The 25,880-nt window shown below is 70.9% G+C and carries 27 protein-coding genes; 19 read left to right on the top strand and 8 right to left on the bottom strand.

Annotation, left to right across the window (positions count from 1 at the left end):
* Positions 1-4: 4 nt before the first annotated feature.
* The 5 genes from uraH to AQJ91_RS39745 form a co-directional block, all read right to left on the bottom strand.
* A complete protein-coding gene (gene uraH / locus AQJ91_RS39725; protein ID WP_067032148.1) occupies positions 5-421 on the bottom strand; it encodes a hydroxyisourate hydrolase in 417 nt (138 codons plus the stop codon).
* A 15-nt stretch (positions 422-436) separates the two neighbouring features.
* Complete coding sequence (gene uraD, locus AQJ91_RS39730) at positions 437-949, bottom strand: 2-oxo-4-hydroxy-4-carboxy-5-ureidoimidazoline decarboxylase (protein ID WP_067032151.1); 513 nt, start codon at positions 947-949, stop codon at positions 437-439.
* A 104-nt stretch (positions 950-1,053) separates the two neighbouring features.
* A complete protein-coding gene (locus tag AQJ91_RS39735; RefSeq protein WP_067032154.1) occupies positions 1,054-1,422 on the bottom strand; it encodes a helix-turn-helix domain-containing protein in 369 nt (122 codons plus the stop codon).
* On the bottom strand, positions 1,419-1,670 hold the full coding sequence (locus tag AQJ91_RS39740) for a YkoF family thiamine-binding protein (RefSeq protein WP_067032157.1): 252 nt from the start codon (positions 1,668-1,670) through the stop codon (positions 1,419-1,421). Before AQJ91_RS39740 ends, AQJ91_RS39735 begins: the two co-directional genes overlap by 4 nt.
* A 303-nt stretch (positions 1,671-1,973) precedes the next feature.
* Complete coding sequence (locus AQJ91_RS39745; RefSeq protein ID WP_067032160.1) at positions 1,974-2,651, bottom strand: class I SAM-dependent methyltransferase; 678 nt, start codon at positions 2,649-2,651, stop codon at positions 1,974-1,976.
* Positions 2,652-2,765: 114 nt separating this feature from the next.
* Between AQJ91_RS39745 and pgm the strand changes: the two genes are divergently transcribed.
* Both pgm and AQJ91_RS54080 read left to right on the top strand, forming a co-directional pair.
* On the top strand, positions 2,766-4,406 hold the full coding sequence (gene pgm / locus AQJ91_RS39750) for a phosphoglucomutase (alpha-D-glucose-1,6-bisphosphate-dependent) (protein WP_067032163.1): 1,641 nt from the start codon (positions 2,766-2,768) through the stop codon (positions 4,404-4,406).
* Positions 4,407-4,645: 239 nt separating this feature from the next.
* Positions 4,646-4,789: a hypothetical protein gene (locus AQJ91_RS54080; protein WP_159054763.1), complete on the top strand. Its 144-nt coding sequence runs from the start codon at positions 4,646-4,648 to the stop codon at positions 4,787-4,789.
* Between the two features lie 220 nt (positions 4,790-5,009).
* Here the strand turns inward: AQJ91_RS54080 and AQJ91_RS39760 are convergent, their stop codons facing one another.
* On the bottom strand, positions 5,010-5,768 hold the full coding sequence (locus AQJ91_RS39760) for a hypothetical protein (protein WP_067032169.1): 759 nt from the start codon (positions 5,766-5,768) through the stop codon (positions 5,010-5,012).
* 215 nt (positions 5,769-5,983) lie between these two features.
* On the opposite strand from AQJ91_RS39760, the gene AQJ91_RS39765 reads away from it, so the two are divergent.
* From AQJ91_RS39765 to AQJ91_RS39840, 16 genes are all read left to right on the top strand, one after another.
* Complete coding sequence (locus tag AQJ91_RS39765) at positions 5,984-7,015, top strand: sigma-70 family RNA polymerase sigma factor (protein WP_067032172.1); 1,032 nt, start codon at positions 5,984-5,986, stop codon at positions 7,013-7,015.
* 413 nt (positions 7,016-7,428) lie between these two features.
* Positions 7,429-8,358: an ABC transporter ATP-binding protein gene (locus AQJ91_RS39770; protein ID WP_067032175.1), complete on the top strand. Its 930-nt coding sequence runs from the start codon at positions 7,429-7,431 to the stop codon at positions 8,356-8,358.
* Positions 8,355-9,125, top strand: a complete 771-nt coding sequence (locus AQJ91_RS39775) for an MlaE family ABC transporter permease (protein ID WP_067032178.1) — start codon at positions 8,355-8,357, stop codon at positions 9,123-9,125. Before AQJ91_RS39770 ends, AQJ91_RS39775 begins: the two co-directional genes overlap by 4 nt.
* Before the next feature lie 3 nt (positions 9,126-9,128).
* Positions 9,129-9,944 carry an MlaE family ABC transporter permease gene (locus AQJ91_RS39780; RefSeq protein WP_067032181.1) on the top strand — a complete coding sequence of 272 codons (816 nt, stop codon included), beginning with the start codon at positions 9,129-9,131 and terminating at the stop codon, positions 9,942-9,944.
* Between the two features lie 5 nt (positions 9,945-9,949).
* Positions 9,950-11,185 carry an MCE family protein gene (locus tag AQJ91_RS39785; protein ID WP_067032260.1) on the top strand — a complete coding sequence of 412 codons (1,236 nt, stop codon included), beginning with the start codon at positions 9,950-9,952 and terminating at the stop codon, positions 11,183-11,185.
* Positions 11,182-12,219 carry an MCE family protein gene (locus AQJ91_RS39790; protein ID WP_067032184.1) on the top strand — a complete coding sequence of 346 codons (1,038 nt, stop codon included), beginning with the start codon at positions 11,182-11,184 and terminating at the stop codon, positions 12,217-12,219. Before AQJ91_RS39785 ends, AQJ91_RS39790 begins: the two co-directional genes overlap by 4 nt.
* Entirely contained in the window at positions 12,216-13,268 is a 1,053-nt protein-coding gene (locus tag AQJ91_RS39795; RefSeq protein WP_079085568.1) for an MCE family protein, read from the top strand. The genes AQJ91_RS39790 and AQJ91_RS39795 overlap by 4 nt, the downstream gene beginning before the upstream one ends.
* Complete coding sequence (locus AQJ91_RS39800; protein ID WP_407696994.1) at positions 13,268-14,392, top strand: MCE family protein; 1,125 nt, start codon at positions 13,268-13,270, stop codon at positions 14,390-14,392. The genes AQJ91_RS39795 and AQJ91_RS39800 overlap by 1 nt, the downstream gene beginning before the upstream one ends.
* Entirely contained in the window at positions 14,389-15,666 is a 1,278-nt protein-coding gene (locus tag AQJ91_RS39805) for an MCE family protein (protein WP_067032190.1), read from the top strand. Before AQJ91_RS39800 ends, AQJ91_RS39805 begins: the two co-directional genes overlap by 4 nt.
* Positions 15,663-16,940, top strand: coding sequence for an MCE family protein (locus AQJ91_RS39810; protein WP_067032193.1), 1,278 nt, complete (start codon positions 15,663-15,665; stop codon positions 16,938-16,940). The genes AQJ91_RS39805 and AQJ91_RS39810 overlap by 4 nt, the downstream gene beginning before the upstream one ends.
* Positions 16,937-17,455, top strand: coding sequence for a hypothetical protein (locus AQJ91_RS39815; protein WP_067032196.1), 519 nt, complete (start codon positions 16,937-16,939; stop codon positions 17,453-17,455). Before AQJ91_RS39810 ends, AQJ91_RS39815 begins: the two co-directional genes overlap by 4 nt.
* 76 nt (positions 17,456-17,531) lie before the next feature.
* Positions 17,532-18,197: a hypothetical protein gene (locus tag AQJ91_RS39820; RefSeq protein ID WP_067032263.1), complete on the top strand. Its 666-nt coding sequence runs from the start codon at positions 17,532-17,534 to the stop codon at positions 18,195-18,197.
* Positions 18,198-18,351: 154 nt separating this feature from the next.
* Positions 18,352-19,173, top strand: a complete 822-nt coding sequence (locus AQJ91_RS39825; protein WP_067032199.1) for a TIM barrel protein — start codon at positions 18,352-18,354, stop codon at positions 19,171-19,173.
* Between the two features lie 26 nt (positions 19,174-19,199).
* Positions 19,200-20,117, top strand: a complete 918-nt coding sequence (locus tag AQJ91_RS39830; RefSeq protein ID WP_067032203.1) for a 2-hydroxy-3-oxopropionate reductase — start codon at positions 19,200-19,202, stop codon at positions 20,115-20,117.
* A 400-nt stretch (positions 20,118-20,517) separates the two neighbouring features.
* Entirely contained in the window at positions 20,518-20,754 is a 237-nt protein-coding gene (locus AQJ91_RS39835; protein WP_067032206.1) for a hypothetical protein, read from the top strand.
* A 174-nt stretch (positions 20,755-20,928) separates the two neighbouring features.
* The gene (locus AQJ91_RS39840; protein ID WP_067032209.1) at positions 20,929-21,522 is read left to right on the top strand and encodes a DUF2207 domain-containing protein; all 594 of its coding nucleotides are present in this window, start codon (positions 20,929-20,931) and stop codon (positions 21,520-21,522) included.
* Positions 21,523-21,601: 79 nt separating this feature from the next.
* On the opposite strand, the gene gcl is transcribed toward AQJ91_RS39840, so the two are convergent.
* The gene (gene gcl, locus AQJ91_RS39845; protein WP_067032212.1) at positions 21,602-23,386 is read right to left on the bottom strand and encodes a glyoxylate carboligase; all 1,785 of its coding nucleotides are present in this window, start codon (positions 23,384-23,386) and stop codon (positions 21,602-21,604) included.
* Between the two features lie 160 nt (positions 23,387-23,546).
* On the opposite strand from gcl, the gene AQJ91_RS39850 reads away from it, so the two are divergent.
* The gene (locus AQJ91_RS39850; RefSeq protein ID WP_234383329.1) at positions 23,547-24,281 is read left to right on the top strand and encodes a hypothetical protein; all 735 of its coding nucleotides are present in this window, start codon (positions 23,547-23,549) and stop codon (positions 24,279-24,281) included.
* A gap of 156 nt (positions 24,282-24,437) precedes the next feature.
* Here the strand turns inward: AQJ91_RS39850 and AQJ91_RS39855 are convergent, their stop codons facing one another.
* Entirely contained in the window at positions 24,438-25,877 is a 1,440-nt protein-coding gene (locus AQJ91_RS39855; RefSeq protein ID WP_067032215.1) for a recombinase family protein, read from the bottom strand.
* Between the last annotated feature and the right edge of the window lie 3 nt (positions 25,878-25,880).

The following is a 25,880-nucleotide window of genomic DNA, read 5'->3' on the forward strand; positions in this document are numbered from 1 at the left end:
TCTGCTAGCTCCCTCGGTAAACGGAGTAGCCGAACGGGTTGAGCAGCAGCGGTACGTGGTAGTGCTCGCCGGGCTTCACGGCGAAGGTGATCGCTACCTCTGGGAAAAACGCACCGCTGTCCCGATTCGCGGGGGCGTCCTGCTGCGCATCGGCTTGCTTGTTCGCGAACTTCTCGAAGTACGCCTCGACCGCGAAGTCGAGCCGTACGTGTGTGGTCCCCTCCGGCAGTGCCGGGAGGTCCTTGCACCGCCCGTCCACGTCGGTCGCGGAGCCGCCGAGCGCCTGCCAGTCTCCCCCTTGCCCGTAATGGGCGGCCCGCCCGCTACGGGCGGAGAGGTGGACGGCGACGGCCTCGGCGGGGCGGCCGATGCTGGTGTCCAGGATGTGCGTGGACACGGAGGCTGTGGTGCTGGTGCTCATGGTCAGGCGTCCTCTTCAGTCGTCGTCCTCGACGAGTCGGGCCAGGCGGATACGGTTGATCTTGCCCAGCTCGGTGCGGACGATCTCCCGCTCCTGCTCCGGCGAGTTGCCGATCCGTTCCTTGACCGCGTCGCGCATCTCCTCGCCGGTGCGGCCGCTGGCGCAGATCAGGAAGACATGGCCGAACCTCTCCTGGTAGGCCAGGTTCAGTTCGAGCATCTCCGCCCCGAGCTCCTCGGAGGCGCCGGCCATGCCGCGCTGCTCCCGGGCCGAGGTCGGGTCGCCGTCCTTGGGGCGGCCGATCGGCGGGTGCCCGGCCATCGCCTCCGCCAGGTCCCCGGGCGTCAGCTCGGCCATCGCGGCGTCGCTCTCGGCGTAGAGGTCGTCGGTGGTGGCGTACGGACGGGCGGCGAGCAGCCGCTTGGCCCATGCCGTGGAGGCGCACACCTCGTGGAGGGCGGCGAAGACCGCGTGCTCCTCGATGGCGTTGAACCGGGCCAGGCCCGACGGCGTGGGTGTGGACGTCACGGGAGCCTCCGCGGCCTTGTACTGAAAGGGCTGCCGCCAGCTAACGCCCTCCGAAAGACCGCGTCAACACTTTGTTGAAAATTCCGGGTTACAAGACCCGTCGATCAGGCTTGTTTCTCGCGGTTGAGGTAGTTGTAGACGGTGAAGCGGCTGACGCCCAGTGCGCTCGCGACGGTCTCCACGCCGTGCCGTACGGAGAAGGCGCCGCGCGCCTCGAGTATCCGTACGACCTCCTGCTTGGCCTTGCGGTCCAGGTCGGCGAGCGGCTTGCCCTTCTTGCGCTCCATGGCGGCCAGGATGTGGTCCAGGGAGTCGGCCAGCTGGGGCAGGCGTACGGCGACCACGTCGGTGCCCTCCCAGGACAGGACGACGTCGTCGGGGCCGGCCTCGTCGGGCGGGAGCAGCTCGCCGCCCATGGCGTCGACCAGCGGCTTCACGGCCGCGATGAACGGCTCGTCCGCGGCGCCGGTCACTGCTCGTCCTCCCCGACCACGTTGACCTGGAGCGAGATCCGGGTGGCCCCGGCCTCCAGGGTCTTGCGCAGCAGGGCGTCCACGGCGGTGAGGACCCCGTCGGCACCGCCCTCGGCGGTGTTGCCGAACGGGCCGACGTCCACCGAGTCCAGCTCGGCCGCCTCGACGACCTGGCGGGCCACCAGCGCGTGCGCGGGTGGTTCGTCGAGGTCGAAGGGCTCGGTCGTGAACTCCACTCTCAATCGCATTGTGCCCCCAGAACGCGCCTCTGACCTGCACGTTTACCCAGATCACCCACCGCGGGGGCACATCAGGGCACAACGGGGGTGCACCAGTCGACCGCTTCACAGCCGCAATGCACCCCAGGCCAATCAATTTCACCGGGACGGAGTCGCTTCGTCCGCCACAACGCGACCCTAACCGACCAGGGCATCCCTCCGCCCTGCACCTTCTTCCACGGCCCAGAGCGGTCCGGCAGGTCATGCCACGAGATCCCGGTACGGACCCAGCAGGTCGAGGGCGGTGACCTTCTGGTGGAAAGCGCCTGAGTGTCAGCGCCCGGTCTCGTCGCGGCGGCAGTGCAGGAAGAGGTGGGGCTCGGGCCTGCCGCCGGGGTGGTCCGGGGTGAAGGTGGTGCTGTGTCGGGACAGCACCGTCAGCCCCGCCGCCCCCACCATGCCGGTGACGTCCTCCTCGGCGAAGCTCGTCGCGCGGACCGGCCGGCCCATGAAGACCACCTCGACGTCCTCCACGTCCGCGGGCACGGTGGCCAGCACCAGATGCCCGCCGGGCCTCAGGGCCAGGGCCAGGCGCCGCGTCAGAGCCGACTGCTCGGCGCGGGTCATCTGCAGCAGCGAGAAGAACACGCACACGCCGTCGAACGAGTCCGCCTCGAGCGGGAGATCCCGGATGTCGCCGCAGCGGAACTCGGCCTCGGGGACCTGACGGGCGGCGAGTTCGACCATGACGGGGGAGATGTCGACGCCCAGCACCGAGTGCCCTGCCTCGATGAGCGCGGCCGCGGTGGGCCGCCCGGTACCGCTGCCCACGTCCAGCGTCCGCGCCGCGGGCGGCAGCCGCTCGATCAGCCACTCCAGCGCGGACAGGTGCGCGGGGGCATGGCCGAACGCCTTCTCGTAGTCAGGGCCCAGTGCGTCGAACAGCACCGCGGCGGGCGGCCGTTGGTCCTCGTGCCTCACGTCGGTGTCCCTTCGCTCGCCGACCTGCATCGTCGCACCCGCCGGACGCGTGGCACAACGGCCGCCCGGTGTGCGTCCCTGCGGGCCGGGCAGGGGAGAATGAGGGCCGTACCCAACGGTCGACTCTTGCGGAGGAGCGGGGCAATGCAGAACGCGCGAGCGGGGCAGGTCGCCGGGCCCGAGGACCTCATCGATGTGGCCCGCCTGGTCACGGCGTACTACGCGCTGCACCCCGACCCGGCCGACCCCGGGCAACGGGTGGCGTTCGGCACCTCGGGACACCGCGGCTCGTCCCTCGCGGCGGCGTTCAACGAGGACCACATCGCGGCCACCAGCCAGGCCATCTGCGAGTACCGCGCCGCCCAGGGCACCGACGGCCCCCTCTTCCTCGGCGCCGACACCCACGCCCTGTCCGAGCCCGCGCGGATCACGGCACTGGAGGTGTTCGCCGCCAACGACGTGACCGTCCTCATCGACCAGGCCGACGGCTACACGCCCACCCCGGCGGTCTCGCACGCCATCCTCACCCACAACCGGAACCGCACGTCCGGCCTCGCGGACGGCGTGGTGGTCACCCCCTCACACAACCCGCCCGCCGACGGCGGCTTCAAGTACAACCCGCCGAGCGGCGGCCCGGCCGGCTCCGAGGCGACCTCCTGGATCCAGGACCGCGCCAACGAGATCATCACCGGCGGTCTGAAGGACGTACGACGCATCCCCTACGGCCGCGCCCTGGCCGCACCCGGCACCGGCCGCCACGACTTCCTCGGCACCTATGTGGCCGACCTGCCGAACGTGCTGGACCTGGAGGCGATCCGCGCCGCCGGCGTGCGCATCGGCGCCGATCCGCTCGGCGGCGCCGCGGTCGCCTACTGGGGCCGGATCGCCGAACAGCACGGGCTCGACCTGACGGTGGTGAACCCGCTCACCGATCCCACCTGGCGCTTCATGACGCTGGACTGGGACGGCAAGATCCGCATGGACTGTTCCTCGCCGTACGCCATGGCCTCGCTCATCGAGCAGCGCGACCGGTTCGACATCTCCACGGGCAACGACGCCGACGCCGACCGGCACGGCATCGTGACACCGGACGGGGGCCTGATGAACCCCAACCACTATCTGGCCGTGGCGATTTCCTACCTGTTCTCGCACCGGGAGCAGTGGCCCGCGGGTTCCGGGATCGGCAAGACCCTGGTGTCGTCCGGCATGATCGACCGGGTCGCGGCGGACGTCGGCCGACCGCTGGTCGAAGTCCCGGTCGGATTCAAGTGGTTCGTGGACGGCCTGTCCGACGGAACGCTCGGCTTCGGCGGCGAGGAGTCGGCGGGCGCGTCCTTCCTGCGCCGCGACGGCTCGGTGTGGACCACCGACAAGGACGGCATCATCCTGGCGCTGCTCGCTTCCGAGATCGCGGCCGTCACCGACAAGACGCCCTCGGAGCACTACGCGCAGCTCACCGACCGCTTCGGCGCCCCCGCCTATGCGCGCGTCGACGCCCCGGCCTCCCGCGAGGAGAAGGCGCTACTCGCCAAGCTGTCCCCGCGCCAGGTCACCGCCGACACCCTCGCCGGCGAACCGGTCACCACGGTGCTCACCGAGGCCCCCGGCAACGGCGCCGCCCTCGGCGGGATCAAGGTCGCCACCGCCAACGCCTGGTTCGCGGCCCGCCCTTCGGGCACCGAGGACGTCTACAAGATCTACGCGGAGTCCTTCCTCGGCCCGGACCATCTGCGCCAGGTCCAGGAGGAGGCCGGGTCCGTCGTGCTGGCGGCGCTCGGCGCCTGATGCGACAAGAGGGGGGCGGGGATGGACGAGGCCGTGGTGGCGGCCCTGACGTACAGCTGCCGGTCCGGTGGATCGGGAGGGGCGTCCGAGTCGGGCCCATCAGGGCGGCCGTGTGCCGGTCGGCCACCCGCAGCTCGTCGTCGTTGCCGGGGCGCCGGGCGGACACCACGGCGAGCAGCCCGGCGGTGGTCCGGGGAAAGCGGAGCCGCCCGAACCCGGCGACCGGACGGGACAGCTGGGTGACGAGCTCGACGAGGACCTCCACCGCGAAGGAGTTGTTGGAGATCTCCGGGCCCACCCGGGCCCGCTCCTGGAGTTCCGTGCAGTTGATCCGCGCGAACGGCACGCGCGGTCCCGGCCAGGGGCCGGCGTCGGGGGCGTAGGCCTGCTGGAGGTCGTCCAGCATGGCGCTCTTACCGGTGCCGTGCCGCCCGCTGAGCAGGACCACCGGCAGGTCCTCGGCGAACTCGTGGTGACGTCGTCTGCGGTGCCGGTCACGTTCCAGGCCGACCAGGCGGGGCACCAGCTGGCGCAGCAGCGGCTGGCGGGCGTACGCCTCCGGGATCTGCTCCTCCGACGCGGGTGTGCGGCCCGCGGGGTCCCTCATCCCAGCCTCAGCATCGAGTTGATGATCTCGGAGACGATGCCGGACGCCATGTCCCGGCCCACCAGGTCCCTGCTGTGCTTCAGGAAGCGCTCCAGCATGCCCGCGTCCGGCTCGGCGCCGCGCCGTGAGGCCTCGGTCAGGGCGCCGGCGAGCTCGCGCACCTGCCGTACCTCGCTGTCGCTCTCGGAGAGGTCGGGGCGGGACGCCTGCACCAGCTGGGCCAGCTGCTCGAAGGACAGGAACACCCCGGCGCCCTGTTCTCCGACGCCGACATGCACCGGGGTGGGCAGGTCCAGGTGGTCCCTGGCGTACTCCAGGTCCTCCAACCCGAGCTGCCGGCCGCAGTAGAAGGCCTCCCGCGCCCAGAGGAAGTCCTCGGCGTCCGACTCGCCGTCCCGATGCTGCCCGGCCCGGTCCCACCAGGCGAACAGGGCCGCCTTGGCGTACCGGCGCCGGGCGTCCCGGTCGGCGTACGCCTCGTCCCAGGCGCGGGCCTCTTCGAGCCCGGTGCCGGTGGGGCTGACCAGGGGTGGCACGGCGCCGGAGTCGTTGTGCACGGCGATCCAGCCGAGCGCGGCCAGGCGTTCCACGACGCCCTCGACGAGGTCCAGGCTGCACGGCTCGTGGGGTGCGTAGGCGGCGCTGGGCACCCGGTGTCCGGCGGTGCCGCCGGTCTCCCCGGTCAGCCAGAGCAGGAAGCGTGCGGACGCGGCGCCGGTCTCGTCGTAGACCGGGCAGAGTCCGTCCGTGGGCACAGCCCGGGATCCATTCATCGTCCGCCCCCCAAGTCCCCTGCCGGCCATGGGCGTTCGCCTTCCCCGAAGAGCGGAGTCAAGCACGTGATACCTGAGGATCTTCAGCGAACGCGAACAGGATGACCGCCTCCCCCTCCACAACCGCGACTACTGGCAGGTAATGTCGCCCCTCGCCGGACAGCAAGATTCCGGCGGATGAGCGCGAAGGGGCCCTCATGGCGACGGACATGTCCGCGGAGACGGCAGCGGCCGGGGACCGCTGGGAACGCATGTGGAGCCACCGCGAGCAGCTGCTCAAGGTGGCCCGGCGCAGGTCGGTGAGCCAGGAGGACGCCGAGGACGCGGTGCACGAGGCGATGCTGCGCGCCGCCGAGCGCCCCGACCTGGACGACGAGCGGCTCGCGGCCTGGCTGACGACGGTGACGATGCGGCTGTGCGTGGACCGCTACCGGCAGGTCAACCGCGAGGCCGAGGTCCACACCCGCCCTACGCTGCACGCCCCCGGCCCGGTGCCCGTCGAGGAGGCGGTGTGCGACCGGGCCGAGGCGAGGTGGCTGGCGGTGCGCAGTGGGGAGCTGCCCGCCCGGCAGGCGGAGGCGCTCCGGCTGAAGTCCGAGGACCTGGACGTCGGCCAGGTCGCCGTGAAGATGGGGCTGAGCTACCGGACCGTCGAGTCCCTGCTGGCCCGCGCCCGCCGGACCCTGCGGAACTCACTGGCCGCGACGCTCGGATTCGCGCTGTTCCTGATCGGCTGGGGGCGACCGCGCGGAACCGGCAGGGCCCAGGCCGTAGCGGCGGCATCTACGGCGGCGACCCTGGCGGTGGCGGGCTTCGTACTGCCGTACGCGCTCGACGGCGACGGCAACGGAACCGCCCCCGCACCCCGCCCGCCGGCGTCGCACGCCCCGGAGGCGCTACGCCCCGACGGCTCCGGCGACGGATCGGGTGCCCTGCGACCGGGCGAGCCGTCGGCCACGGCACCCGCCCGGGAGACGACCGGGTCGGCCGACGACGCTCCACTGCTCCCGTTGTCCGTGCCGCCCCTGCCCGAGGTGCCGGTGACGGCACTGCCGACCGTGGCGGCACCGGAGGTCCCGCAGCTGCCCAGCGTCCCCTCTCTCCCGCAGGTCACGGACCTACCGGACGTCGAGGACGGGCCCACCACGCCGGAGCTGCCGGTCCGGTCCGCCGTCCCCGCCGTTCCATCCGCCTCACTGCCCGGCGGCACCCCGGCCGCCCTGCCGTAGACGCCCTGAGGGCGCTCGAAGAACCGGGTCCGTAGCGGCGGATGCCGCGCCTCGGCCGGGAGACGACCGGGCCGGCCGACGACGGTCCGATACTCCCCGTATCCGTGCCGCCCCTACCCGCGGTGCCAGTGACAGCCCTGCCGACCGGGCCGGCCACCAACGGAGCGCCGCTCCCACTGTCCGCGCCGGCCCTGCCGGAGATGCCGGTGACGGGACTGCCCACCGTGGCAGTACCGGAGGTCCACCCAGGCCACCCTGACACCAGCCACGGCCCCCGGCCGGGAGCTCCCTCAGCTCCCCCGCATCCCCGCACTGCCACGTCGGAAAAAAATCCGCGTCCGCAGCGACGGACCCCCCGCCCCTCCCCGTAGAGCAGATGTCGGAGCTGCTCCACGGGCTGAAGGGTGAACCGGATGGGTGTCGAGATCTGTGTGGAAGGGCTGACCAAGTCCTTCGGTCACCAGGTCATCTGGCGGGACGTCTCGCTGACGCTGCCCGCCGGGGAGGTCTCGGTCATGCTCGGCCCCTCGGGCACGGGCAAGTCGGTGTTCCTCAAGACGCTCGTCGGGCTGCTGAAGCCGGAGCGGGGGTCGGTGAAGGTCGCGGGCCGGGACATCACCAAGCTGCGTGAGCACGAGCTGTACGAGGTGCGGAAGCTCTTCGGCGTGCTGTTCCAGGACGGCGCGCTGTTCGGCTCGATGAATCTGTACGACAACATCGCCTTCCCGTTGCGCGAGCACACCCGCAAGGCCGAGAGCGAGATCCGGCGCATCGTGCTGGAGAAGATGGACCTGGTCGGTCTGATCGGCGCCGAGGAGAAGCTGCCCGGGGAGATCTCGGGCGGGATGCGCAAGCGGGCGGGGCTGGCACGGGCCCTGGTCCTCGACCCCGAGATCATCCTCTTCGATGAGCCCGACTCCGGCCTCGACCCCGTACGCGTCGCCTACCTCAACCAGCTCATCGTCGACCTCAACGCCCAGATCGACGCGACCTTCCTGATCGTCACGCACGACATCGCCTCGGCCCGCCAGGTGCCGGACAACATCGGGCTGCTGTTCCGCCGTGAGCTGGTCATGTTCGGGCCCCGCGAGCAGCTGCTGACCAGCGAGGAGCCGGTGGTGCGGCAGTTCCTGAACGGCCGGATGCAGGGTCCGATCGGGATGGCGGAGGAGAAGGACGCCGGGCAGGTCGAGCAGGAGCTCGCCCAACTCGTCGACAGGGCGCCCGTTCAGGAGCTGACGCCCCGCCTGCTGCCGGGGCCGGGCATCCCCCGGTCGCCCCGCTGGGAGGCGATCGCGAGGCGCGAAGCCGAGCTGCACCGGAAGAGCGGGGCGAACGCATGAGCCTGTCCCCCATCGGAGCGCTGCGGCACTCCGGGAGCCTGTTCGCCATGGCTCTGGACGTCGTCCGGACCTTCCCCCGACGGCCGTTCCAGGCACGGGAGTTCATCCAGCAGGCCTGGTTCGTCGCGAGCGTGACCATCCTGCCGACGGCCCTCGTCTCCATCCCCTTCGGGGCGGTCATCGCACTGCAGATCGGCAGCCTGACGCGACAGCTCGGCGCACAGTCCTTCTCCGGCGCCGCCTCGGTGCTGGCCGTGCTGCGGGAGGCCTCGCCCATCGTCACCGCGCTGCTGATCGCGGGCGCCGGCGGTACGGCGATCTGCGCGGACCTCGGGGCGCGGAAGATCCGCGAGGAGATCGACGCCATGCAGGTCCTGGGCATCGACCCCATCCATCGGCTCGTCGTCCCGCGCGTGCTGGCTTCGATGCTGGTGGCGGTGCTGCTGAACGGCCTGGTGTCGGTGGTCGGCGTCGCCGGCGGCTACTTCTTCAACGTCGTCCTGCAGAACGGCACCCCGGGCGCCTACCTCGCCTCCTTCACCACGCTCGCCCAGCTGTCCGACCTGTGGGCGGCCGAGGTCAAGGCACTGGTGTTCGGCGCGATCGCCGGGATCGTCGCCTCGTACAAGGGACTGACCGCGAAGGGCGGGCCGAAGGGCGTGGGCGACGCCGTGAACCAGTCGGTGGTGATCACCTTCATGTTGCTGTTCGTGACGAACTTCGTGATGACCGCGGTGTACTTCCAGGTCGTCCCCCAGAGGGGTTAGCCGATGCGACTGCTCGAAAGACCCCTGCGCTCCCTCGAAGCGCTCGGCACCCAACTCGCCTTCTACGGCCGCTCGTTGGCCTGGACGCCCCGCACTCTGCGCCGCTACAAGAAGGAGATCCTGCGGCTGCTCGCCGAGGTGAGCTTCGGCCGCGGCGCGCTCGCCGTCGTCGGCGGCACGGTCGGTGTGATCGCCTTCCTGTCCTTCTTCACCGGCACCGAGGTCGGCCTCCAGGGCTACGCCGCGCTCAACCAGCTCGGCACCTCCAACTTCGTGGCGTTCCTGTCGGCGTACTTCAACACCCGTGAGATCGCCCCGCTGGTGGCCGGGCTCGCGCTGTCCGCGACCGTCGGCGCCGGGTTCACGGCGCAGCTCGGCGCGATGCGGATCAGCGAGGAGACCGACGCCCTCGAGGTCATGGGCGTGCCCTCGCTGCCGTTCCTGGTGACGACGAGGATGATCGCGGGTTTCGTCGCCGTCGTCCCTCTGTACGTGGTCGGGCTGCTGTCCTCCTACCTCGCCGCCCGCACCATCACCACCGGCTACTACGGGCAGTCCGCGGGCACCTACGACCACTACTTCGCGCAGTACCTGCCGCCGGTCGACGTGCTGTGGTCGTTCGGCAAGGTGCTCGTCTTCGCCGTGCTGATCATCCTGGTGCACTGCTTCTACGGCTACTACGCGAGCGGCGGCCCGGCAGGCGTCGGCGTCGCGGTGGGGCGCGCGGTGCGGACCTCGATCGTGGCGATCAACGTCCTCGACTTCTTTCTGTCGCTCGCGATCTGGGGCGCCAACACGACCGTACGGATAGCGGGGTGAGCCGGGTGAGAGTGCTGAGACTGCGGTTGTACGGCGTCGTCTTCATCGCCGTGCTCGCGCTGCTGCTGTCCCTGTCCGTCGCCGTCTACCGGCAGGTGTTCACGCCGGTCGTACGGATCACGCTGGAGGCCGGCAGCCTCGGCAACCAGCTCGATCCACGGGCCGACGTCAAGCTGCGCGGGCTGCTGGTCGGCGAGGTGCGTGAGGTGCGCGCCGACGGGACGAAGGCGACGCTCGACATCGCGCTCAAGCCGGAGCACGTGGCGTACATCCCCTCCGACGTGCACGCCCGCCTGCTGCCCAAGACCCTGTTCGGCGAGAAGTACGTCGACCTGGTCCCGCCGGCGCACTCTTCGGCTCGGCCCATACGCGCCGGGGACGTCATCACCCAGGACCGCACCCGCGTCGGCATCGAGCTCCAGCAGCTGATGAACGACCTGCTGCCGCTGCTGCGCACCGTCCAGCCCGGCAAGCTCAACGCCACGCTCTCCGCGTTCGCCACCGCCCTCGAAGGGCGCGGCGACCGGATCGGCGACAACCTCACGCGCCTGGAGGCCTATCTGCGCCGGCTCAATCCGCATCTGCCGTCCCTCAAGGAGGACATCGCCCGCTTCGCCGACGTCGCCGAGGTGTACGGCGACGCGGCGCCCGACCTGCTGGAGATCCTGCGCAACACCGTCACCACCAGCCGCACGATCGTCGAGCGGAAGGAACAGCTCGCGGCGGCGCTCACCTCGACGGCGACCGTCGCGGGCACCGCGGAGGACTTCCTCGACGTGAACGGCGACCGGCTGATCACCCTCGGCCGGGTCTCCCGCCCCACGCTGGACCTCTTCGCCCGCTACTCGCCCGAGTACCCGTGCCTCTTCGCCGGTCTGGTCCGGCAGGAGAAGGCGTCCGAGGCGGCGTTCCGGGGCGGCAAGATGCACATCACGCTCGAAGTGGTACGCCAGCAGGGGGCGTACGAGCCCGGTGAGGAACCCCGCTACCGGGAGCGGTCGGGGCCCAACTGCCGTGCCCTGCCGAACCCGCCGGTGCCGGCACCCGGCGCTCACCTCAACGACGGTTCGAAGAACGGGAGTTCGTCCGGTTCGTCCGGCGTCTCCGCCACCCGGGCCGAGCAGCGCGCCGTCGGTTCGCTGGTGGCGCCCGTCCTCGGTGTGCCCGCCGACGAGGTGCCGCCGGTCGCGACCCTGCTGTTCGGGCCGATGGCGCGCGGGACGGCGGTGAGCGTCGCATGAGGACCGCAGGAGCCCGGCAGACCGCCGCCCCGCTGATCAAGTTCAGTCTCTTCGCGCTGGTGACGATCCTGGCGACGGCCCTGCTCGCCGCCACCATCGTCAACATCTCCTTCACTCCCGAGCGCACCTACCGCGCCGTGTTCAGCGACGTCACCGGGCTGGAGGAGGGCGACGACATCCGGGTCGCCGGGGTGCGGGTCGGCGAGGTCGAGGGCATCCGGATCAAGGACCGGACCCTGGCCGAGATCACCTTCACGGTGAGCGCGGAGCGGCCGCTGCTCACCGGCACCGGCGCGGTCATCCGCTACCGCAACCTCGTCGGGCAGCGGTACGTCGCGCTCACCGAGGGCACGGGCGACGGCACCCGGATGCGGCCCGGCGCCACCATCCCGCTGTCCCGCACCCAGCCGGCCCTTGACCTCAACGCGCTGCTGAACGGCTTCAAACCGCTGTTCGCCGCGCTCAGCCCCAAGGACGTCAACCAGTTGGCCACCGAGATCATCAAGACGCTCCAGGGCGAGGGCGGCACCGTCAACAGCCTGCTCGCGCACACGGCGTCGCTCACCACGACGCTGGCCGGGCGGGATCAGCTGATCGGCTCGGTGATCGACAACCTCAACACCGTGCTGGAGACCCTCGATCAGCGCGGTGGCCGCTTCTCCGGGCTGCTCAAGCAGCTGCGCCAGGTGATCTCGGGGCTGTCCGCCGACCGCAAGCCCATCGGGGAGTCGCTGGTGAGCATCGGCGATCTGACGGAGGCCACCTCGGGGCTGCTGACGGACGCCCGTCCGCCGCTGAAGGACGACATCGCCGAGCTGACCGAGCTCACCGGAACGCTGAACGACAACGAGGAGACCGTGGAGGGCGTGCTGAAGAGGCTGCCGAACAAGCTCAACGAGCTGACGGGGACGGCGTCCTACGGCTCGTGGTTCAACTTCTACCTCTGCGACTTCGACGGCCGGATCGTGCTGCCGAAGACGAAGCAGGTGCTCACTCCCGAGCTGCACGTGGCGAGGGCGAGGTGCGGCGCATGATACGGCTCCCCCGCCTGCGGATCCGCCGCCCACGCCTGGGCCCCTTCCGGGTGGGGGCACCTCCCATGCCTTTCGGGCAGTGGGGGAGCAACCCCGTCGTCATCGGCGCCGTCGGCCTCACCACCCTGGCGCTGCTGACGGTGGCCGCGTTCAACGCCGACAGCCTGCCGGTGATCGGCGGCGGCGACACGTACAGCGCGGCCTTCTCGGAGGCGGGCGGACTGAAGCCCGGCGACGAGGTGCGGATCGCCGGGGTCAAGGTCGGCAAGGTCGAGGACGTCGACCTCGACGGCGACCACGTCAAGGTCACCTTCAAGATCAAGGGCGAGCCCGGGTTCGGCACCGACACCGGCGCGTCGATCCGAGTCAAGACGGTCCTCGGTGCGAAGTACCTCGCCCTGCACCCCAAGGGGCGGGGGCAGTTGAGGCCCGGCAGTGAGATCCCGCTCGGGCGGACGGTTCCGGCGTACGACGTCGTGCAGGCGTTCAGCGATCTGACGACCACGTCGGAGGAGGTCGACACCGACCGGCTGGCGACGGCGCTGGACACCATCTCCACCACCTTCGAGGACTCCCCCGCCGAGGTACGGGCGTCCATCAAGGGCCTGTCGAGGATCTCCCGGACGGTCGCCTCACGCGACAAGGCACTGCGGGAGCTGCTCGACCACGCCAACGGCGTCACGGGCGTGCTGGCGGAGCGTTCCTCGGACTTCACCGCGCTGGTCAAGGACGGCGACGCGCTGTTCAAGGAGATCAGCAAGCGGCGCGAGGCGATCCACAAGCTGCTGAAGGGCTCCGCCGCGCTCGGCATCGAGCTCTCCGGCCTGGTCGAGGACAACGAGAAGGAGATCGGGCCCGCGCTCAAGAGCCTCAACCGCGTGGTGGACATGCTCGAACGGAATCAGGCGAGCCTCGACCGGAGTGTGCGGCTGCTCGCGCCCTATGTCCGGGTCTTCACCAACACCCTCGGCAACGGGCGCTGGTTCGACTCCTACGTCCAGAACATGGTCGCCGCTCCGGTGGTGCCGCGCACGGGAGGCGGACAGTGATCAAGCGTTTCAAGCGGCCTCTGGCCCTGCTCACGGCACTGGCCGTCGTCGCCGTCGTCGCATCCGTGCTCTGGCCGGGGCCCGACAAGGTCCAGGTGACCGCCTACTTCCCGCGCACGGTCGGCATCTACCCCGGCTCGGACGTCCGTGTCCTCGGCGTCCGGATCGGCGAGGTCAGGGGGATCACGCCGGAGGGCGGCCGGGTGCGGGTCGAGCTGGAGTACGACGCGGGCCGCAGGGTACCGGCGGACGCGCAGGCCGCGATCATCAACTCCTCGGTGGTCAGCGACCGTTACGTGCAGCTGCTGCCGGTGTACCGGACGGGTCCGGCGATGCGGGACGGGGACGTCATCCCCGAGGCGCGGACGGCCGTACCGGTCGAGCTGGACCGGGTCTTCGACAGCCTGCACACCACGGCCGAGGCCCTCGGCCCCGACGGCGCCAACAAGGACGGCTCGCTGTCGCGGCTGCTCGGGGTGAGCGCCGACAACCTCGACGGCCAGGGCGAGCAGCTCAACCAGACGGTCGAGGACCTCTCGGCGGCGGTCAGCACGCTGTCCGACGGCCGCACCGACCTGTTCGGCACGGTCCGGAACCTTCAGGTGTTCACGGCGGCGCTGGCCGCCGACGACAAGAGCGTGCGGTCGTTCAACACCAGCCTCGCCGAGGTCGCCGAGCAGCTCGCGGGCGAACGCAAGGACCTCGCGGCCGCGCTGAAGAACCTGGGGACGGCGCTGGGCGACGTGTCCGCCTTCGTGAAGAACAACAAGAAGTCGCTGACCTCGAACGTGAAAGGCCTGAGCAAGGTGACCAAGGTGCTCGTCACCCAACGGGCCGCGCTGGAGGAGCTGTTGGAGGTCGCGCCCACGGGCATGTCGAACCTGAACAACGCCTACAACCCGTCCGCGGGCACCCTCGACACCCGCAACAACCCCAACCAGCCGCAGGATCCGGCGTCGCTGCTGTGTTCCATGCTGCGGACGACCGGCGACGAGGGCGGCAAGAACCCCGACTGCCAGGAGCTGAGGGAACTCTTCGACTCCCTGCCCGAGGTGCCGCGGGGCCCGGCCGTCACCGGCACGGTGGACCGGACCCTCGGCGGCATCCTGGGGGCGAGCGCATGAGCGCGGGACGCAAGGGCGGGGCCGTCGCCTGGGCGGCCGCCGGTTCGCTGCTGCTGTCGGGCTGCGGGTTCAACGGCTGGTACGACGTCCGGCTGCCCGGCGGTGCCGCCGCGGACGGCCACGCCTACCACGTCACCGTCGAGTTCCGGGACGTCCTCGACCTGGTGCCGCAGTCGGCGGTGAAGGTCAACAACGTCACCGTGGGAGCGGTCGAGAAGGTGGAGCTGGAGGGCTGGCACGCGCGCGTACGCCTCCGGATCGCCGACTCGGTGAAGCTGCCCGCCAACGCGGTCGCCGAACTGCGGCAGACCAGCGTGCTCGGCGAGAAGTACGTGGCGCTCGCCGCGCCGACCGGGACCGCGCCCGTGGGCCGGCTCGGCGACGGCGACCGCATCCCGCTGTCCCGCAGCGGCCGCAACCCGGAGATCGAGGAGGTGCTGTCCGCCCTGTCCGCGCTGCTCAACGGCGGCGGGGTGGCCCAGCTCAAGACGATCACCGTGGAGCTGAACAAGGCCCTGGACGGCCGGGAGAACCGGGTCCGGTCCCTGCTCGGGGAACTGGACACCTTCCTCGGCGGCCTGGACGACCAGCGCGCGGACATCGTCCGCGCCCTCAAGGCCGTGGACCGGCTGGCCAAGCGGCTCGGGAAGGAGCAGAAGGCGATCGCCGAGGCCGTCGACACGATGCCGCCGGCGCTGAAGGTGCTCGCCGACCAGCGGCGCGATCTGACGAGGATGCTCACCGCCCTGTCGAAGCTCGGCAAGACCGGCACCAAGGTGATCAACGCCTCCCACGACGACACGGTCGCGATCCTGAAGCAGCTCAGGCCGATCCTTCGGCAGCTGAACGCCGCGGGCGCCGACCTGCCCAACTCCCTCGAACTGCTCACCACTTACCCGTTCCCGCGCAACGTGGTGGACGCGATCAAGGGCGACTACGTCAACCTCCACCTCACCGCCGACCTCGACCTGGCCGGCCTCTACGGCAACCTGACGGACGAGCCCGGCGACCCGGGCGAGGGCGACGGGAACCCCCAGGAGCCCGATGTCCCCGATGTACCCGGCGTACCCGATCTGCCGGACCTCCCGGACCCGCCGGCCGTCCCGACGCCCACCGCGCTGCCGAGCACGCCCGGCGTGCCGTCCGCTCCTTCCGGCGGCGACCTGCTGTGTCCGCCGGTGTGCAGCAGTAGCTACTCCACCGCGGGCGGTGGCCTGCCCGAGGGCATCGACCTCGCACTCGCCGAGCTGATGCTGAAGGGGGTTCAGCCGTGATCACCCGTACGGTCAAGACCCAACTGCTCGCCTTCGCCACCGTCACCGCCGTCGGGGTGTCGTACGTCGGCGCCGAGTACACCGGCCTGGTGGACGGCCTCCTGGACCGCGGCTACACCGTGCGGGCGGACTTCGCCGACTCCGGGGGCATCTTCCCCGGCGCCGAGGTCACCTATCGCGGGGTGCCGGTGGGCCGCGTCGGCGCGCTGTCGCTGACCGGGTCCGGCGGTGTCTCGGTCGCCCTCGACATCGACGACGAGGCGCCGCGCATCCCCGCGGACACCCTCGCGGTGGTCGCGAACCGTTCGGCGGTGGGTGAGCAGTACGTCGACCTGCAGCCGCGCACGGCCGGCGGGCCGTATCTCCTCGACGGCAGCGGCATCCCGCGCGAGAGCACCCGGGTGCCGCTGCCCGTGACGGACCTCGTCCTCGGCCTGGACCGGCTGGTGAACTCGGTCGGCAAGGACGATCTGCGGGTCACCGTCGACGAGTTGGGCGAGGCGTTCGCCGGCACCGGGCCGCACCTCAGCCGCCTGGTGGACTCGGGCAACGCGCTGGTGGAGTCGGCGTCCGAGTCGCTGCCCGAGACGATCTCGCTGATCGAGGACTCGCGGAAGGTCCTCAAGACGCAGGCCGACCAGGGCTCGTCCATCAAGTCGTTCGCCCGCGATCTGGCGGCGCTCACCGAGCAGTTGAAGTCGAGCGACGCGGACCTGCGCAAGCTGATCGGCAACGCCCGGCCGGCCTCGCAGGAGCTCAACTCCCTCCTGAAGTCCATCTCGCCGCGGCTGTCGGTCCTGCTGGCCAACCTGATCAGCGGCGGCCAGGTCATGGTCGCCCGGCTGCCCGGCGTGGAACAGGCGCTGGTCACCTTCCCGCTGATGGTCGCGGGCAGCTACACCGTCGTCCCCGGCGACGGCACCACCCACTTCGGCCTGGTGGTGAACGCCGACGACCCGCCTGCCTGCACCCAGGGCTACGGCACGGCACGGCGCGACCCCGCCGACACCAGCACGCGGGAGGCGAACACCGACGCGCGCTGCACGGCGCCGCGCGGCAGTGAGACGTCGGTGCGGGGCGCGCAGAACGCCCCCGGCGCGTCGGCCGGTTCCGGCGGCGCGAATCAGGCGGCGTTCGTGACGCCGTACGACCCGGAGACCGGTGCCGCCACCGGCCCGGACGGAACACCGGTCGAGTTCGGCTCGACGGGCGGCCAACAGGCCGTATTCGGAAAGGAGTCGTGGCAATGGCTGCTCGTCGGACCGATGGCATGAGAAGGGCCGTGCACAGGGCCCTGTCGGGTGGGACCCGGTCAGGCAGGGCCTGGTCGGTGGGGCTGGTGGTGGCGACCGTGCTCACCACCGCGCTGTCGGTCTGGCTGAGCCTCGGGCTCTACGAAGGGCGCGAGGCGGAGCAGCGGCGCCAGGACATCCTCGCCGCGGCCCGCCAGTCCGCGCTCAACTTCACCTCGCTCGACTACCGGCACTACGACCGGGACAGCGCGCATGTGCTCCAAGGCGCCACCGGCGATTTCAAGAAGCAGTTCGCCGCCCAGACCAAGGAGCTGACCAGGCTCGTCGCCGAGAACAAGTCCGTGTCCGACGGCCAGGTCCTCGAGGCGGGCATCGTGCGCTCCGACGCGGACTCGGCCCGCGTCCTGGTGGTCGCCGACAGCAAGGTGACCAACACCGCCGTGCCCGAGGGGGCGGCGCGCACCTACCGGCTGCAGCTCGACCTCGTGCACCGGGACGGCCGCTGGCTGACCTCCGACGTCGAGTTCGTCGGCTGACCGGCCCCGCCGCCCAGTGAGGAGTACGACCGTGCCGAAGACGAAGACGACGACGACGCAAGCCCGCGGGCGCACCATGACCGCGGCCGCCCGGGCCGCGGCCAAGCGCGCGGAGCGCGGCCAGCACGCCCCCGGCCCGGCCACCGACGAAGAGGCGCCGCTCGCCGGACGCACCGTGCTCGTCGAGGCCCCGAAGGACGGCTGGGACGACCCGCCCGAGCCGACACCAGAGGCCTTCGAGGCAGACGCGTCCGAGGAGCCGCGCCGACGACGGCTGCTCACGGCGGTCCTGGCCCTCCTGCTCGTGGCGGGCCTGGTCGCGGTCGCGGTTCTGGGGTGGCAGTACCGGGAGGCGCGGCGGACCCAGGACGCCCGGGGCGAGGCGCTCACCGCCGCCCGGCAGGCGGCGCCCGTCGTGCTGTCGTACGACTACCAGCACCTGGACCGCGATTTCACCCGGGCCCGTACCCATCTGACCGGCGGCTTCCGCGACGAGTACCGCAAGACCACGACGGCCGTGGTCGCGCCGACCGCCGAGAAGTACCACGGGGTGGTGAAGGCGACGGTCGCCACGGCCTCCGTCGTGTCGGCCGCTCCGGAGAAGGTCGTGGTCCTGCTCTTCGTCAACCAGGTCACGCAGAGCACCCAGGTCTCGGGGTCCCGCCTGGATCTGAACCGGGTGCGGATGACGATGAGCCGCACGTCAGAGGGATGGAAGGTGAGTGCCGTCGACGCCCTGTGATCAGCCCTTTCGGACCTGCCCCCGCGCATCCCGCGCGGGGGCATTTTCGTGCGCGCGCTCTTGACAGCCGTCCACAACCACAGGCAATCTTCCATTACGCAGAAACAAACTTCCGCCATACGGAATTTCAACACGGGAGGGAGCGCCGACTCAGATGGGATTCGCAGAGCAGCGCTTCAACGTCAACCTGTCGATCCTCTTCACGGAACTCCCGCTCCTGGAGCGCCCCGCGGCCGCCGCCGCGGCCGGCTTCACCGCGGTCGAGCTGTGGTGGCCCTGGGTCGACTCCCCCACCCCCGAGCAGTCCGAGCTCGACGCCCTGAAGAAGGCGATCGAGGACGCGGGCGTCCAGCTCACCGGCCTGAACTTCTATGCCGGACAGCTGCCCGGCCCGGACCGCGGCGCCCTGTCGATCCCGGGCACGGAGTCGGAGAAGTTCCGCGCCAACATCGACGTGGCCGCCGACTTCGCCGCCTCCCTGGGCTGTACGGCGCTCAACGCCCTGTACGGCAACCGCGTCGAGGGCGTGGACCCGGCCGAGCAGGACGCGCTCGCGCTGGAGAACCTCGTTCTCGCGGCCCGGGCGGCCGACGGGATCGGCGCGATCCTGCTGATCGAGACGCTCAACCAGCCGGAGTCGCCGCGCTACCCGCTGGTGACCGCCCCGGCCGGCGTCGGCCTCGTCGACAAGGTCAACGAGGCCACCGGCCTCGGCAACGCGCGCTTCCTCATGGACCTCTACCACCTGTCCATGAACGGCGAGGACCTGCCGTCGGTGATCGAGCGGTACGCGTCGAGGACCGGCCACGTCCAGATCGCCGACAGCCCCGGCCGCGGCGCCCCGGGCACGGGATCGCTGCCGCTGGAGGACCTCCTCGACCAGCTGAAGAAGGCGGGTTACGACGGCTGGGTCGGCCTCGAGTACAAGCCGGGCGACCGCCCGAGCGCCGAGGCCTTCGACTGGCTTTCCCACTGATCCCCCGCACTGAGAGGCGCCCACTTATGAGCAACGCACTCGCAGCTTCTTCCCACCCGGCCCGCCCGGCGATTGCCTGGATCGGCCTCGGCATCATGGGCTCCCCCATGTCCGAGAACCTCATCAAGGCGGGTTACGACGTCACCGGCTTCACCCTGGAGCAGGACAAGCTGGACCGCCTGGCCGCCGCCGGGGGCACGGCCGCCGGTTCGATCGCCGAGGCCGTCAAGGACGCCGACGTCGTCATCACGATGGTGCCCGCCTCCCCGCAGGTCGAGGCCATCGCGTACGGCCCGGACGGCATCCTGGAGAACGCCGGGTCCGGCGCCCTGCTGATCGACATGTCGTCCATCACCCCGCAGACCTCGGTCGACCTCGCGAAGGCCGCCAAGGACAAGGGCATCCGTGTCCTCGACGCTCCCGTGTCCGGCGGTGAGGCCGGTGCCGTCGAGGCCGTGCTGTCGATCATGGTCGGCGGCGAGCAGGCGGACTTCGACATCGCGAAGCCGATCTTCGAGGCGCTGGGCAGGACCATCGTGCTGTGCGGTCCGCATGGCTCGGGTCAGACCGTGAAGGCCGCCAACCAGCTGATCGTCGCCGTGAACATCCAGGCGTGCGCCGAGGCCGTGGTCTTCCTGGATAAGTCCGGCGTGGACCTGAAGGCGGCGCTGGACGTCCTGAACGGCGGCCTGGCGGGCTCGACCGTGCTGACGCGCAAGAAGGACAACTTCCTGAACCGCGACTTCAAGCCGGGTTTCCGGATCGACCTGCACCACAAGGACATGGGCATCGTCACGGACGCCGCCCGCAACGTCGGTGCCGCCCTGCCGGTCGGGGCCGTGGTCGCCCAGCTGGTCGCAAGCCTGCGTACGCAGGGCGACGGCGGCCTGGACCACTCGGCCCTGCTGCGGGCCGTCGAGCGCCTCTCCGGCACCCAGGTCTGATCCGGGCCCCCAAAGCCTCCGGGCGGCGTCGGCGCTGACATCTGTCCTGTCGCGCCCAGGCGCCGGCGCCGCCCGGAATCCACTTCAACAAACTGCTGACGGCGCGACCACGCCGGCTTCCTCGAGGTGACCGACGACGTCACCGGCTTCGGTCGGGGCGCGGGCAGGGTGTGGACCGCGGCGGCGTGCGAGCCAGTGCGGTGGTGAAGGACCCGGGATCCCCTTCTTGACTTCTTGACCCGAAGGAAGGGCATCCCGGACTCCATCGCGGCCGCCGCGGTCCCGACATCTCCCGAGCACCCGTTCAAGAGAGCGAGCGCCGGATACGGACGGTCCCGTATCCGGCGCTCTCCGGCGTCTCCGGGGTGCGGAACGGCCCCGTCCGCAGGAGCCTGAAGGCATGGCACATCCCATCGAGCATCCGCACATCGTGGTGCACGCCCCGGCCCTGGACGGCTCCCGGCGGGTCACCTCGGGCGACGAGACGCTGGGGATCGCCTCGCACGCCGACGACGTCAGCGAGATCCTGCGGCTGGCCGACCTGTACGTGACCGACGTGGCCGAGAGCGATCTCATCGAGTGGCAGGGTGGCGGGCCGGACGACTGGCCCGGGCTGTCGGAGCACCACGAGCAGTGAGGCCGGCCATGTCCCGGCCATGTACGCCGCGGTGCGTACCCGGGCTACGCAACCCTCAAATCAAGCTCTGAACACGGCGCCAGGGGCTTCAACCCACCCCGTGGCAGGGCACATTCTCGGTCACACGGGGCCCGCCGGCACGGGGGCGGCGGGCCCCTGTTCGAGGGGGATGCGATGAGCGGCGGTACGACGGTCCGGTTGGCGCCGCACGAGATCGCGTTGCTGCGGGGCGGCTCGCGCGCCGCGCTCACGGTGACCGCGCTCGCCCTGCATCTGCGGGGCGCCGTGGACGCGGGCCGGCCCGGGACGATGCGGACGACGGGGGTGTCCGCAGACGACGCCGGGCCGGCCCTGCCGCCTCTGATGACGGCCGTGCACGGGACGCTGCACCAGCCCGCGGGCCTGGCCGAGTTGCTGAAACGGCCCGGTGTGCGGCAGGCGCTCGCCGAGCTGCGGAGCGAGCTCAGGGACGCGGGGTTCCTGCGCGCCCTGCCGCCGGGACGGACCCGCGCCGCCCGGAGCGCCCTCCAGGCGCTGCGCGCCGCCCATCCCCTGCCGACCCGGCGGAAGGGCGTACCGCAGGACGACATGCTGCTCGCGGTGGCCCTCCACGGCGATCCGGCGCTGCGCCTCCTCGCGGCGCGCTTCGCCATGCGGGCCGGGCTGACCGGCCGGGCCAAGGTGGCGGACGACGGACTCTTCCCGCACTCCTGGGGCGGCGGCGGAGGCGGGGCGTACGCGTGCAGCGGGGGCGGGCCCGCGGACTGAGCGCACGAGGACTCCAGAAGGGGCGGCCCGTCCCCCGGACGGACCCGCCCCTCACTCAGACCGTGATCGCTGCGCCCTGTCAGACCTTCAGCGTCTTGACCGAGGTCGGCGCATGGCCGGGCTCGGTCGCGATCTCCTCGAACTCGACGACGTTGCTGATGTCGTTGGTGGTCGACATGGAGATGTTGGTGACGCGCTCCAGGATCGCCTCGACGACGACGGGCACCTGGTGCTCGGCGGCGAGCTTCTTGGCCTGCTCGAGGGCCGCGCCCAGCTCGTTCGGGTCGGTCACCCGGATCGCCTTGCAGCCGAGGCCCTCGGCGACCTTGACGTGGTCGACGCCGTAGACGCCCAGCTCGGGCGAGTTGATGTTCTCGAACTCCAGCTTGACCTGGAAGTCGATGTCGAACGCCCGCTGCGCCTGGCGGATCAGGCCCAGGTAGGCGTTGTTGACGAGAACATGGACGTACGGGATCTTGTGCTGCGCCCCGACGGCCAGTTCCTCGATCATGAACTGGAAGTCGTAGTCGCCGGAGAGCGCGACCACGGACGCCTCCGGGTCGGCCTTCGCCACGCCCAGTGCGGCCGGGACGGTCCAGCCGAGGGGGCCGGCCTGGCCGCAGTTGATCCAGTGGCGGGGCCGGTAGACGTGCAGCATCTGGGCGCCCGCGATCTGCGAGAGGCCGATGGTGGTGACGTACCGGGTCTCCGGTCCGAAGGCCTTGTTCATCTCCTCGTAGACGCGCTGCGGCTTGATCGGGATGTCGTCGAAGTGCGTACGGCGCTGGAGTGTGGCCTTCTTCTCCTGCGCGGCGGCGGCCCAGGCGGAGCGGTCGGGCAGTTTGCCCGCCCCCTTCAACTCCCGTGCCACCTCGACGAACAGCTCCAGCGCGGCCTTGGCGTCGGAGGCGATGCCGTAGTCCGGGGCGAAGATCCTGCCGATCTGGGTGGGCTCGACGTCGACGTGGACGAACTTCCGGCCGGCCGTGTAGACGTCCAGCTTGCCGGTGTGGCGGTTGGCCCAGCGGTTGCCGATGCCGAGGACGAAGTCGGACTCCAGGAAGGTCGCGTTGCCGTAGCGGTGCGAGGTCTGGAGGCCGACCATGCCGGCGTTGAGGTCGTGGTCGTCGGGCAGCACGCCCCAGCCCATGAGGGTGGGGACGACCGGAGTGCCCGTCAACTCGGCGAACTCGACGAGGAGTTCGGCGGCGTCGGCGTTGATGACACCGCCGCCGGCGACGATCAGCGGCCGCTCGGCGGCGTTCAGCATCCCGATCGCCTTCTCGATCTGGGCGTGGCTCGCGGCGGGCTTGTAGACCGGGAGCGGCTCGTACGTCTCCGGGTCGAACTCGATCTCGGTCAGCTGGACGTCGACCGGCAGGTCGATGAGGACCGGACCGGGACGCCCGGAACGCATCAGATGGAAGGCCTGCTGGAAGACCCCGGGAACCTGCGCGGCCTCCAGCACGGTCACCGCCATCTTCGTGACCGGCTCGGCGATGGAGGCGATGTCGACGGCCTGGAAGTCCTCTTTGTGGATCACGGCGGTCGGGGCCTGCCCGGTGACGCACAGGATCGGGATCGAGTCGCCGATGGCCGAGTACAGGCCGGTGATCATGTCGGTGCCGGCCGGTCCTGAGGTGCCGACGCAGACGCCGATGTTGCCCGGGTGGGTGCGGGTGTAGCCCTCGGCCATGTGCGAGGCGCCCTCCACATGGCGGGCGAGGGTGTGCTGAATGCCGCCGGAGGCCTTGAGCGCCGCGTAGAAGGGGTTGATCGCCGCGCCCGGGACTCCGAACGCGTTGCTGACGCCCTCGCGCCTGAGGATCTCGACTGCCGCGCGGGCAGCGGTCATACGAGCCATTGAGTACTCCTGCTTCGGCTGTCGGATACGCACTCCCGTCGCGCCCCGCGGTGAGCACTTCTTCCGCATTACGGAAAACCTTTTCTACGATCTGGAAGTAATGTAGGTGGGTGGGGGAAGGCCGTCAAGAGACGGACAAGCCGGGGTCACCTGGAGGACGATGGGACCGCTGTCCAGCCGTGACGTCCTGGAGTGGGCCATGACCGAGAGCGTGCCGGTGCGCTGCCCGGCCTGCCGGCGCGAGCGTCTCTACGCGGCACCGTCGTACCCGTGCGTGTGCGGCGCGTCCGTCGCGCCGCGGCTCGATCAGCGCGGGACGCCGACGGCTGTGACGCACCGGGTGTGGGACGAGGAATGGGCGGCGGTCAGGTGCGGGGCCTGCGGGCGCCGGGACCAGTGGCCGTACCCGGAGCTGGGCTGCCCGTGCGGGACGGTACTGCGGATCCCGGTGGCGGGCCCGGACGCGTCGTCAGCCCCGGCCGCCGGGAACACCGCCGTCGGGACCCCGCGGCGGCGCGCCTTCCAGCCGGTCACGACCCGCACCGCCCGCGACGCGGTCACGGCCGCCGCCGTCTATCTGCGCTGGCTCGGCTACCGCGACATCCGCCGCGCCGACCGACGCCCCTCGTCCGGCATCGGCATCGCCGCCCGCGGCCTGCTGGCCCAGGTCGACCCGACGATACGCCCGGCTTCCCTACGGGACGTGGAATGCCTGTGGCTGACAGCAATGACGGAAACGGCGGACTGCGTGTACTTCTCCCTCGCCGGCTACACCCCCGACGCCCGTACCCGCGCCGACGCTCTGGGCGTCCCCCTGTTCGTCCTCGACCTCACGGGCGCGCCCCAGCCGGTCAATAGCCACGCGGACGAACTCGACGCGACGGGGGCGCGGTAGGCCGGGGCTGACCTTCCCCTCGTAGCGTTGAGGCTGTGACTGCAGGGGAAGTTGAGAGTCATGGCGGAGAAGCTCGTTGCACGACCTTCACTCCGCCGGACAGCACTGGTCAAGGGGGCCGGAACTGGACAACTGAGGCTCTGCCTTGCGTTCGGCCTACAACCCCTCGCCATCCTCCTCCTCGGACGTGTCGAGGTGATGCCAGTCGACGGACACATGATCGTCCGGGGTCATGTTCCGGGCATGCCTCCCGTTGGCCGGCATCAGGGTCACGACGGTGCAGAACTGGACCCATGACCGCTGCACGGGCAAGGGAGTGTCGGCCCATCCTTCGATGAGTCCGGCGATGCCGGTAACGGGGTCAAGGGGAGGCAGACCGGTGACCCCGGTCAGCTTGGACTCGACATCCTCCAGCTTGGCCCGCAGCGCTTCGCTTCCAGCCGTCATCTGCGAGAGGCTGATGGCTCCCTCGGCGTAAGCCAGGGCGAGGCCGTCGAGCCGTTCCCGCAGGCTCTCCACCTCGGCGTGGAGGTGTGCCGTGTCGCCGTCTCCGCCCCCCGCGTGCATGGCCAGGACGGCCGGCAGGAAGTCTGGCCGCACCATGCGGGCGAGCGTCGCCTTCTCGGCCCTCCTGTTGGCAACGTCCCGAGGCGTACGCGTGTGGGTCTGACGGCATCCGTAGACCTTCGTTCCCCGGTGCCCCCTGCCGCTCACGGTCTCGCCGCACACACCGCACAGGGCGATGCCGGACAGGAGCGTCGTCGCCGTCCTACCGGTCCTCGGCCCTCCGCTGAACCTGTCGGGGCTCGACAGGATGGCCACCACCGCATAGTGGGTGGCGTCGTCGAGGATGGCGGGCCACTCGGCCTCGCCCATGACTTCACCTCGGTAGGTTCGCTGGCCGATGTACCTCGGGGAGGTGAGTACCTTCTTCACTCCTCGCAGGGTCCACGCCTTCGCTCCGGCGGCGACCGAGCGAGGCGACAGGAGACCGGCCCCGGTCCACTTCCGGGCGACGGCGGACAGGGACTCACCGGCAAGGATCATCGAGGCACCTTCGCGGACGGCCGCAGCCTCGGCCGGAACGATCGTCGCGTGATCCTCGCCGTACCCGAAGGGTCGGATGCCAGCCGTGTAGGGCTTGCCCGCCTTCGCCGCTTGCAGGTTCGCGAGAGCCTGACGCTCCGCCTTCTGCTCTCCCTCGTAGGTCGCCCACGCCGTGACTGTGCGGGCTACGGCTCGACCGGCGGGAGTCGACAGGTCGAGGTGTCCTGCACGCGCCGCGTGCACGTTCACGCCGAGCGCGATCACTCGTTCAAGGTCCTTCGTCACCCGGACTAGCCGGTCCGTGTGCCAGCACACGACCGCTTCCGGCCGACTGGCCAACAGCGCCTCGAAGCCTGGCCGGACCTTCCCCTTCGTGGCGCTGATGTCGTTGTCCGAGAACACCTCACCCACATCGAAGCCGAGGCGCGCGCAGAGCTCCCGGCACTCCTCTTCTTGCCTCGCTACGCCGAGTTCTTCGCCGGTGAGATCCTTGGAGATACGGACGTAGATGCTGGCCCGTACGGGGCCGCCCCCCTTGGGTTTCCTCATGGC

This window comes from Streptomyces dysideae (assembly GCF_001514305.1).
Lineage (GTDB): Bacteria > Actinomycetota > Actinomycetes > Streptomycetales > Streptomycetaceae > Streptomyces > Streptomyces dysideae.

Coding starts and splice junctions, on each gene's coding strand:
- AQJ91_RS39765 (WP_067032172.1), top strand. CDS start 5,984: ATGGCGACGGACATGTCCGCGGAGACGGCAGCGGCCGGGGACCGCTGG.
- uraH (WP_067032148.1), bottom strand. CDS start 421: ATGAGCACCAGCACCACAGCCTCCGTGTCCACGCACATCCTGGACACC.
- AQJ91_RS39825 (WP_067032199.1), top strand. CDS start 18,352: ATGGGATTCGCAGAGCAGCGCTTCAACGTCAACCTGTCGATCCTCTTC.
- AQJ91_RS39850 (WP_234383329.1), top strand. CDS start 23,547: ATGGGACCGCTGTCCAGCCGTGACGTCCTGGAGTGGGCCATGACCGAG.
- AQJ91_RS39855 (WP_067032215.1), bottom strand. CDS start 25,877: ATGAGGAAACCCAAGGGGGGCGGCCCCGTACGGGCCAGCATCTACGTC.
- AQJ91_RS39745 (WP_067032160.1), bottom strand. CDS start 2,651: ATGCAGGTCGGCGAGCGAAGGGACACCGACGTGAGGCACGAGGACCAA.
- AQJ91_RS39740 (WP_067032157.1), bottom strand. CDS start 1,670: ATGCGATTGAGAGTGGAGTTCACGACCGAGCCCTTCGACCTCGACGAA.
- pgm (WP_067032163.1), top strand. CDS start 2,766: ATGCAGAACGCGCGAGCGGGGCAGGTCGCCGGGCCCGAGGACCTCATC.
- AQJ91_RS39840 (WP_067032209.1), top strand. CDS start 20,929: ATGAGCGGCGGTACGACGGTCCGGTTGGCGCCGCACGAGATCGCGTTG.
- AQJ91_RS39790 (WP_067032184.1), top strand. CDS start 11,182: ATGAGGACCGCAGGAGCCCGGCAGACCGCCGCCCCGCTGATCAAGTTC.
- AQJ91_RS39775 (WP_067032178.1), top strand. CDS start 8,355: ATGAGCCTGTCCCCCATCGGAGCGCTGCGGCACTCCGGGAGCCTGTTC.
- AQJ91_RS39815 (WP_067032196.1), top strand. CDS start 16,937: ATGAGAAGGGCCGTGCACAGGGCCCTGTCGGGTGGGACCCGGTCAGGC.
- AQJ91_RS39820 (WP_067032263.1), top strand. CDS start 17,532: ATGACCGCGGCCGCCCGGGCCGCGGCCAAGCGCGCGGAGCGCGGCCAG.
- gcl (WP_067032212.1), bottom strand. CDS start 23,386: ATGGCTCGTATGACCGCTGCCCGCGCGGCAGTCGAGATCCTCAGGCGC.
- AQJ91_RS39795 (WP_079085568.1), top strand. CDS start 12,216: ATGATACGGCTCCCCCGCCTGCGGATCCGCCGCCCACGCCTGGGCCCC.
- AQJ91_RS39835 (WP_067032206.1), top strand. CDS start 20,518: ATGGCACATCCCATCGAGCATCCGCACATCGTGGTGCACGCCCCGGCC.
- AQJ91_RS39805 (WP_067032190.1), top strand. CDS start 14,389: ATGAGCGCGGGACGCAAGGGCGGGGCCGTCGCCTGGGCGGCCGCCGGT.
- AQJ91_RS39830 (WP_067032203.1), top strand. CDS start 19,200: ATGAGCAACGCACTCGCAGCTTCTTCCCACCCGGCCCGCCCGGCGATT.
- AQJ91_RS39780 (WP_067032181.1), top strand. CDS start 9,129: ATGCGACTGCTCGAAAGACCCCTGCGCTCCCTCGAAGCGCTCGGCACC.
- AQJ91_RS39770 (WP_067032175.1), top strand. CDS start 7,429: ATGGGTGTCGAGATCTGTGTGGAAGGGCTGACCAAGTCCTTCGGTCAC.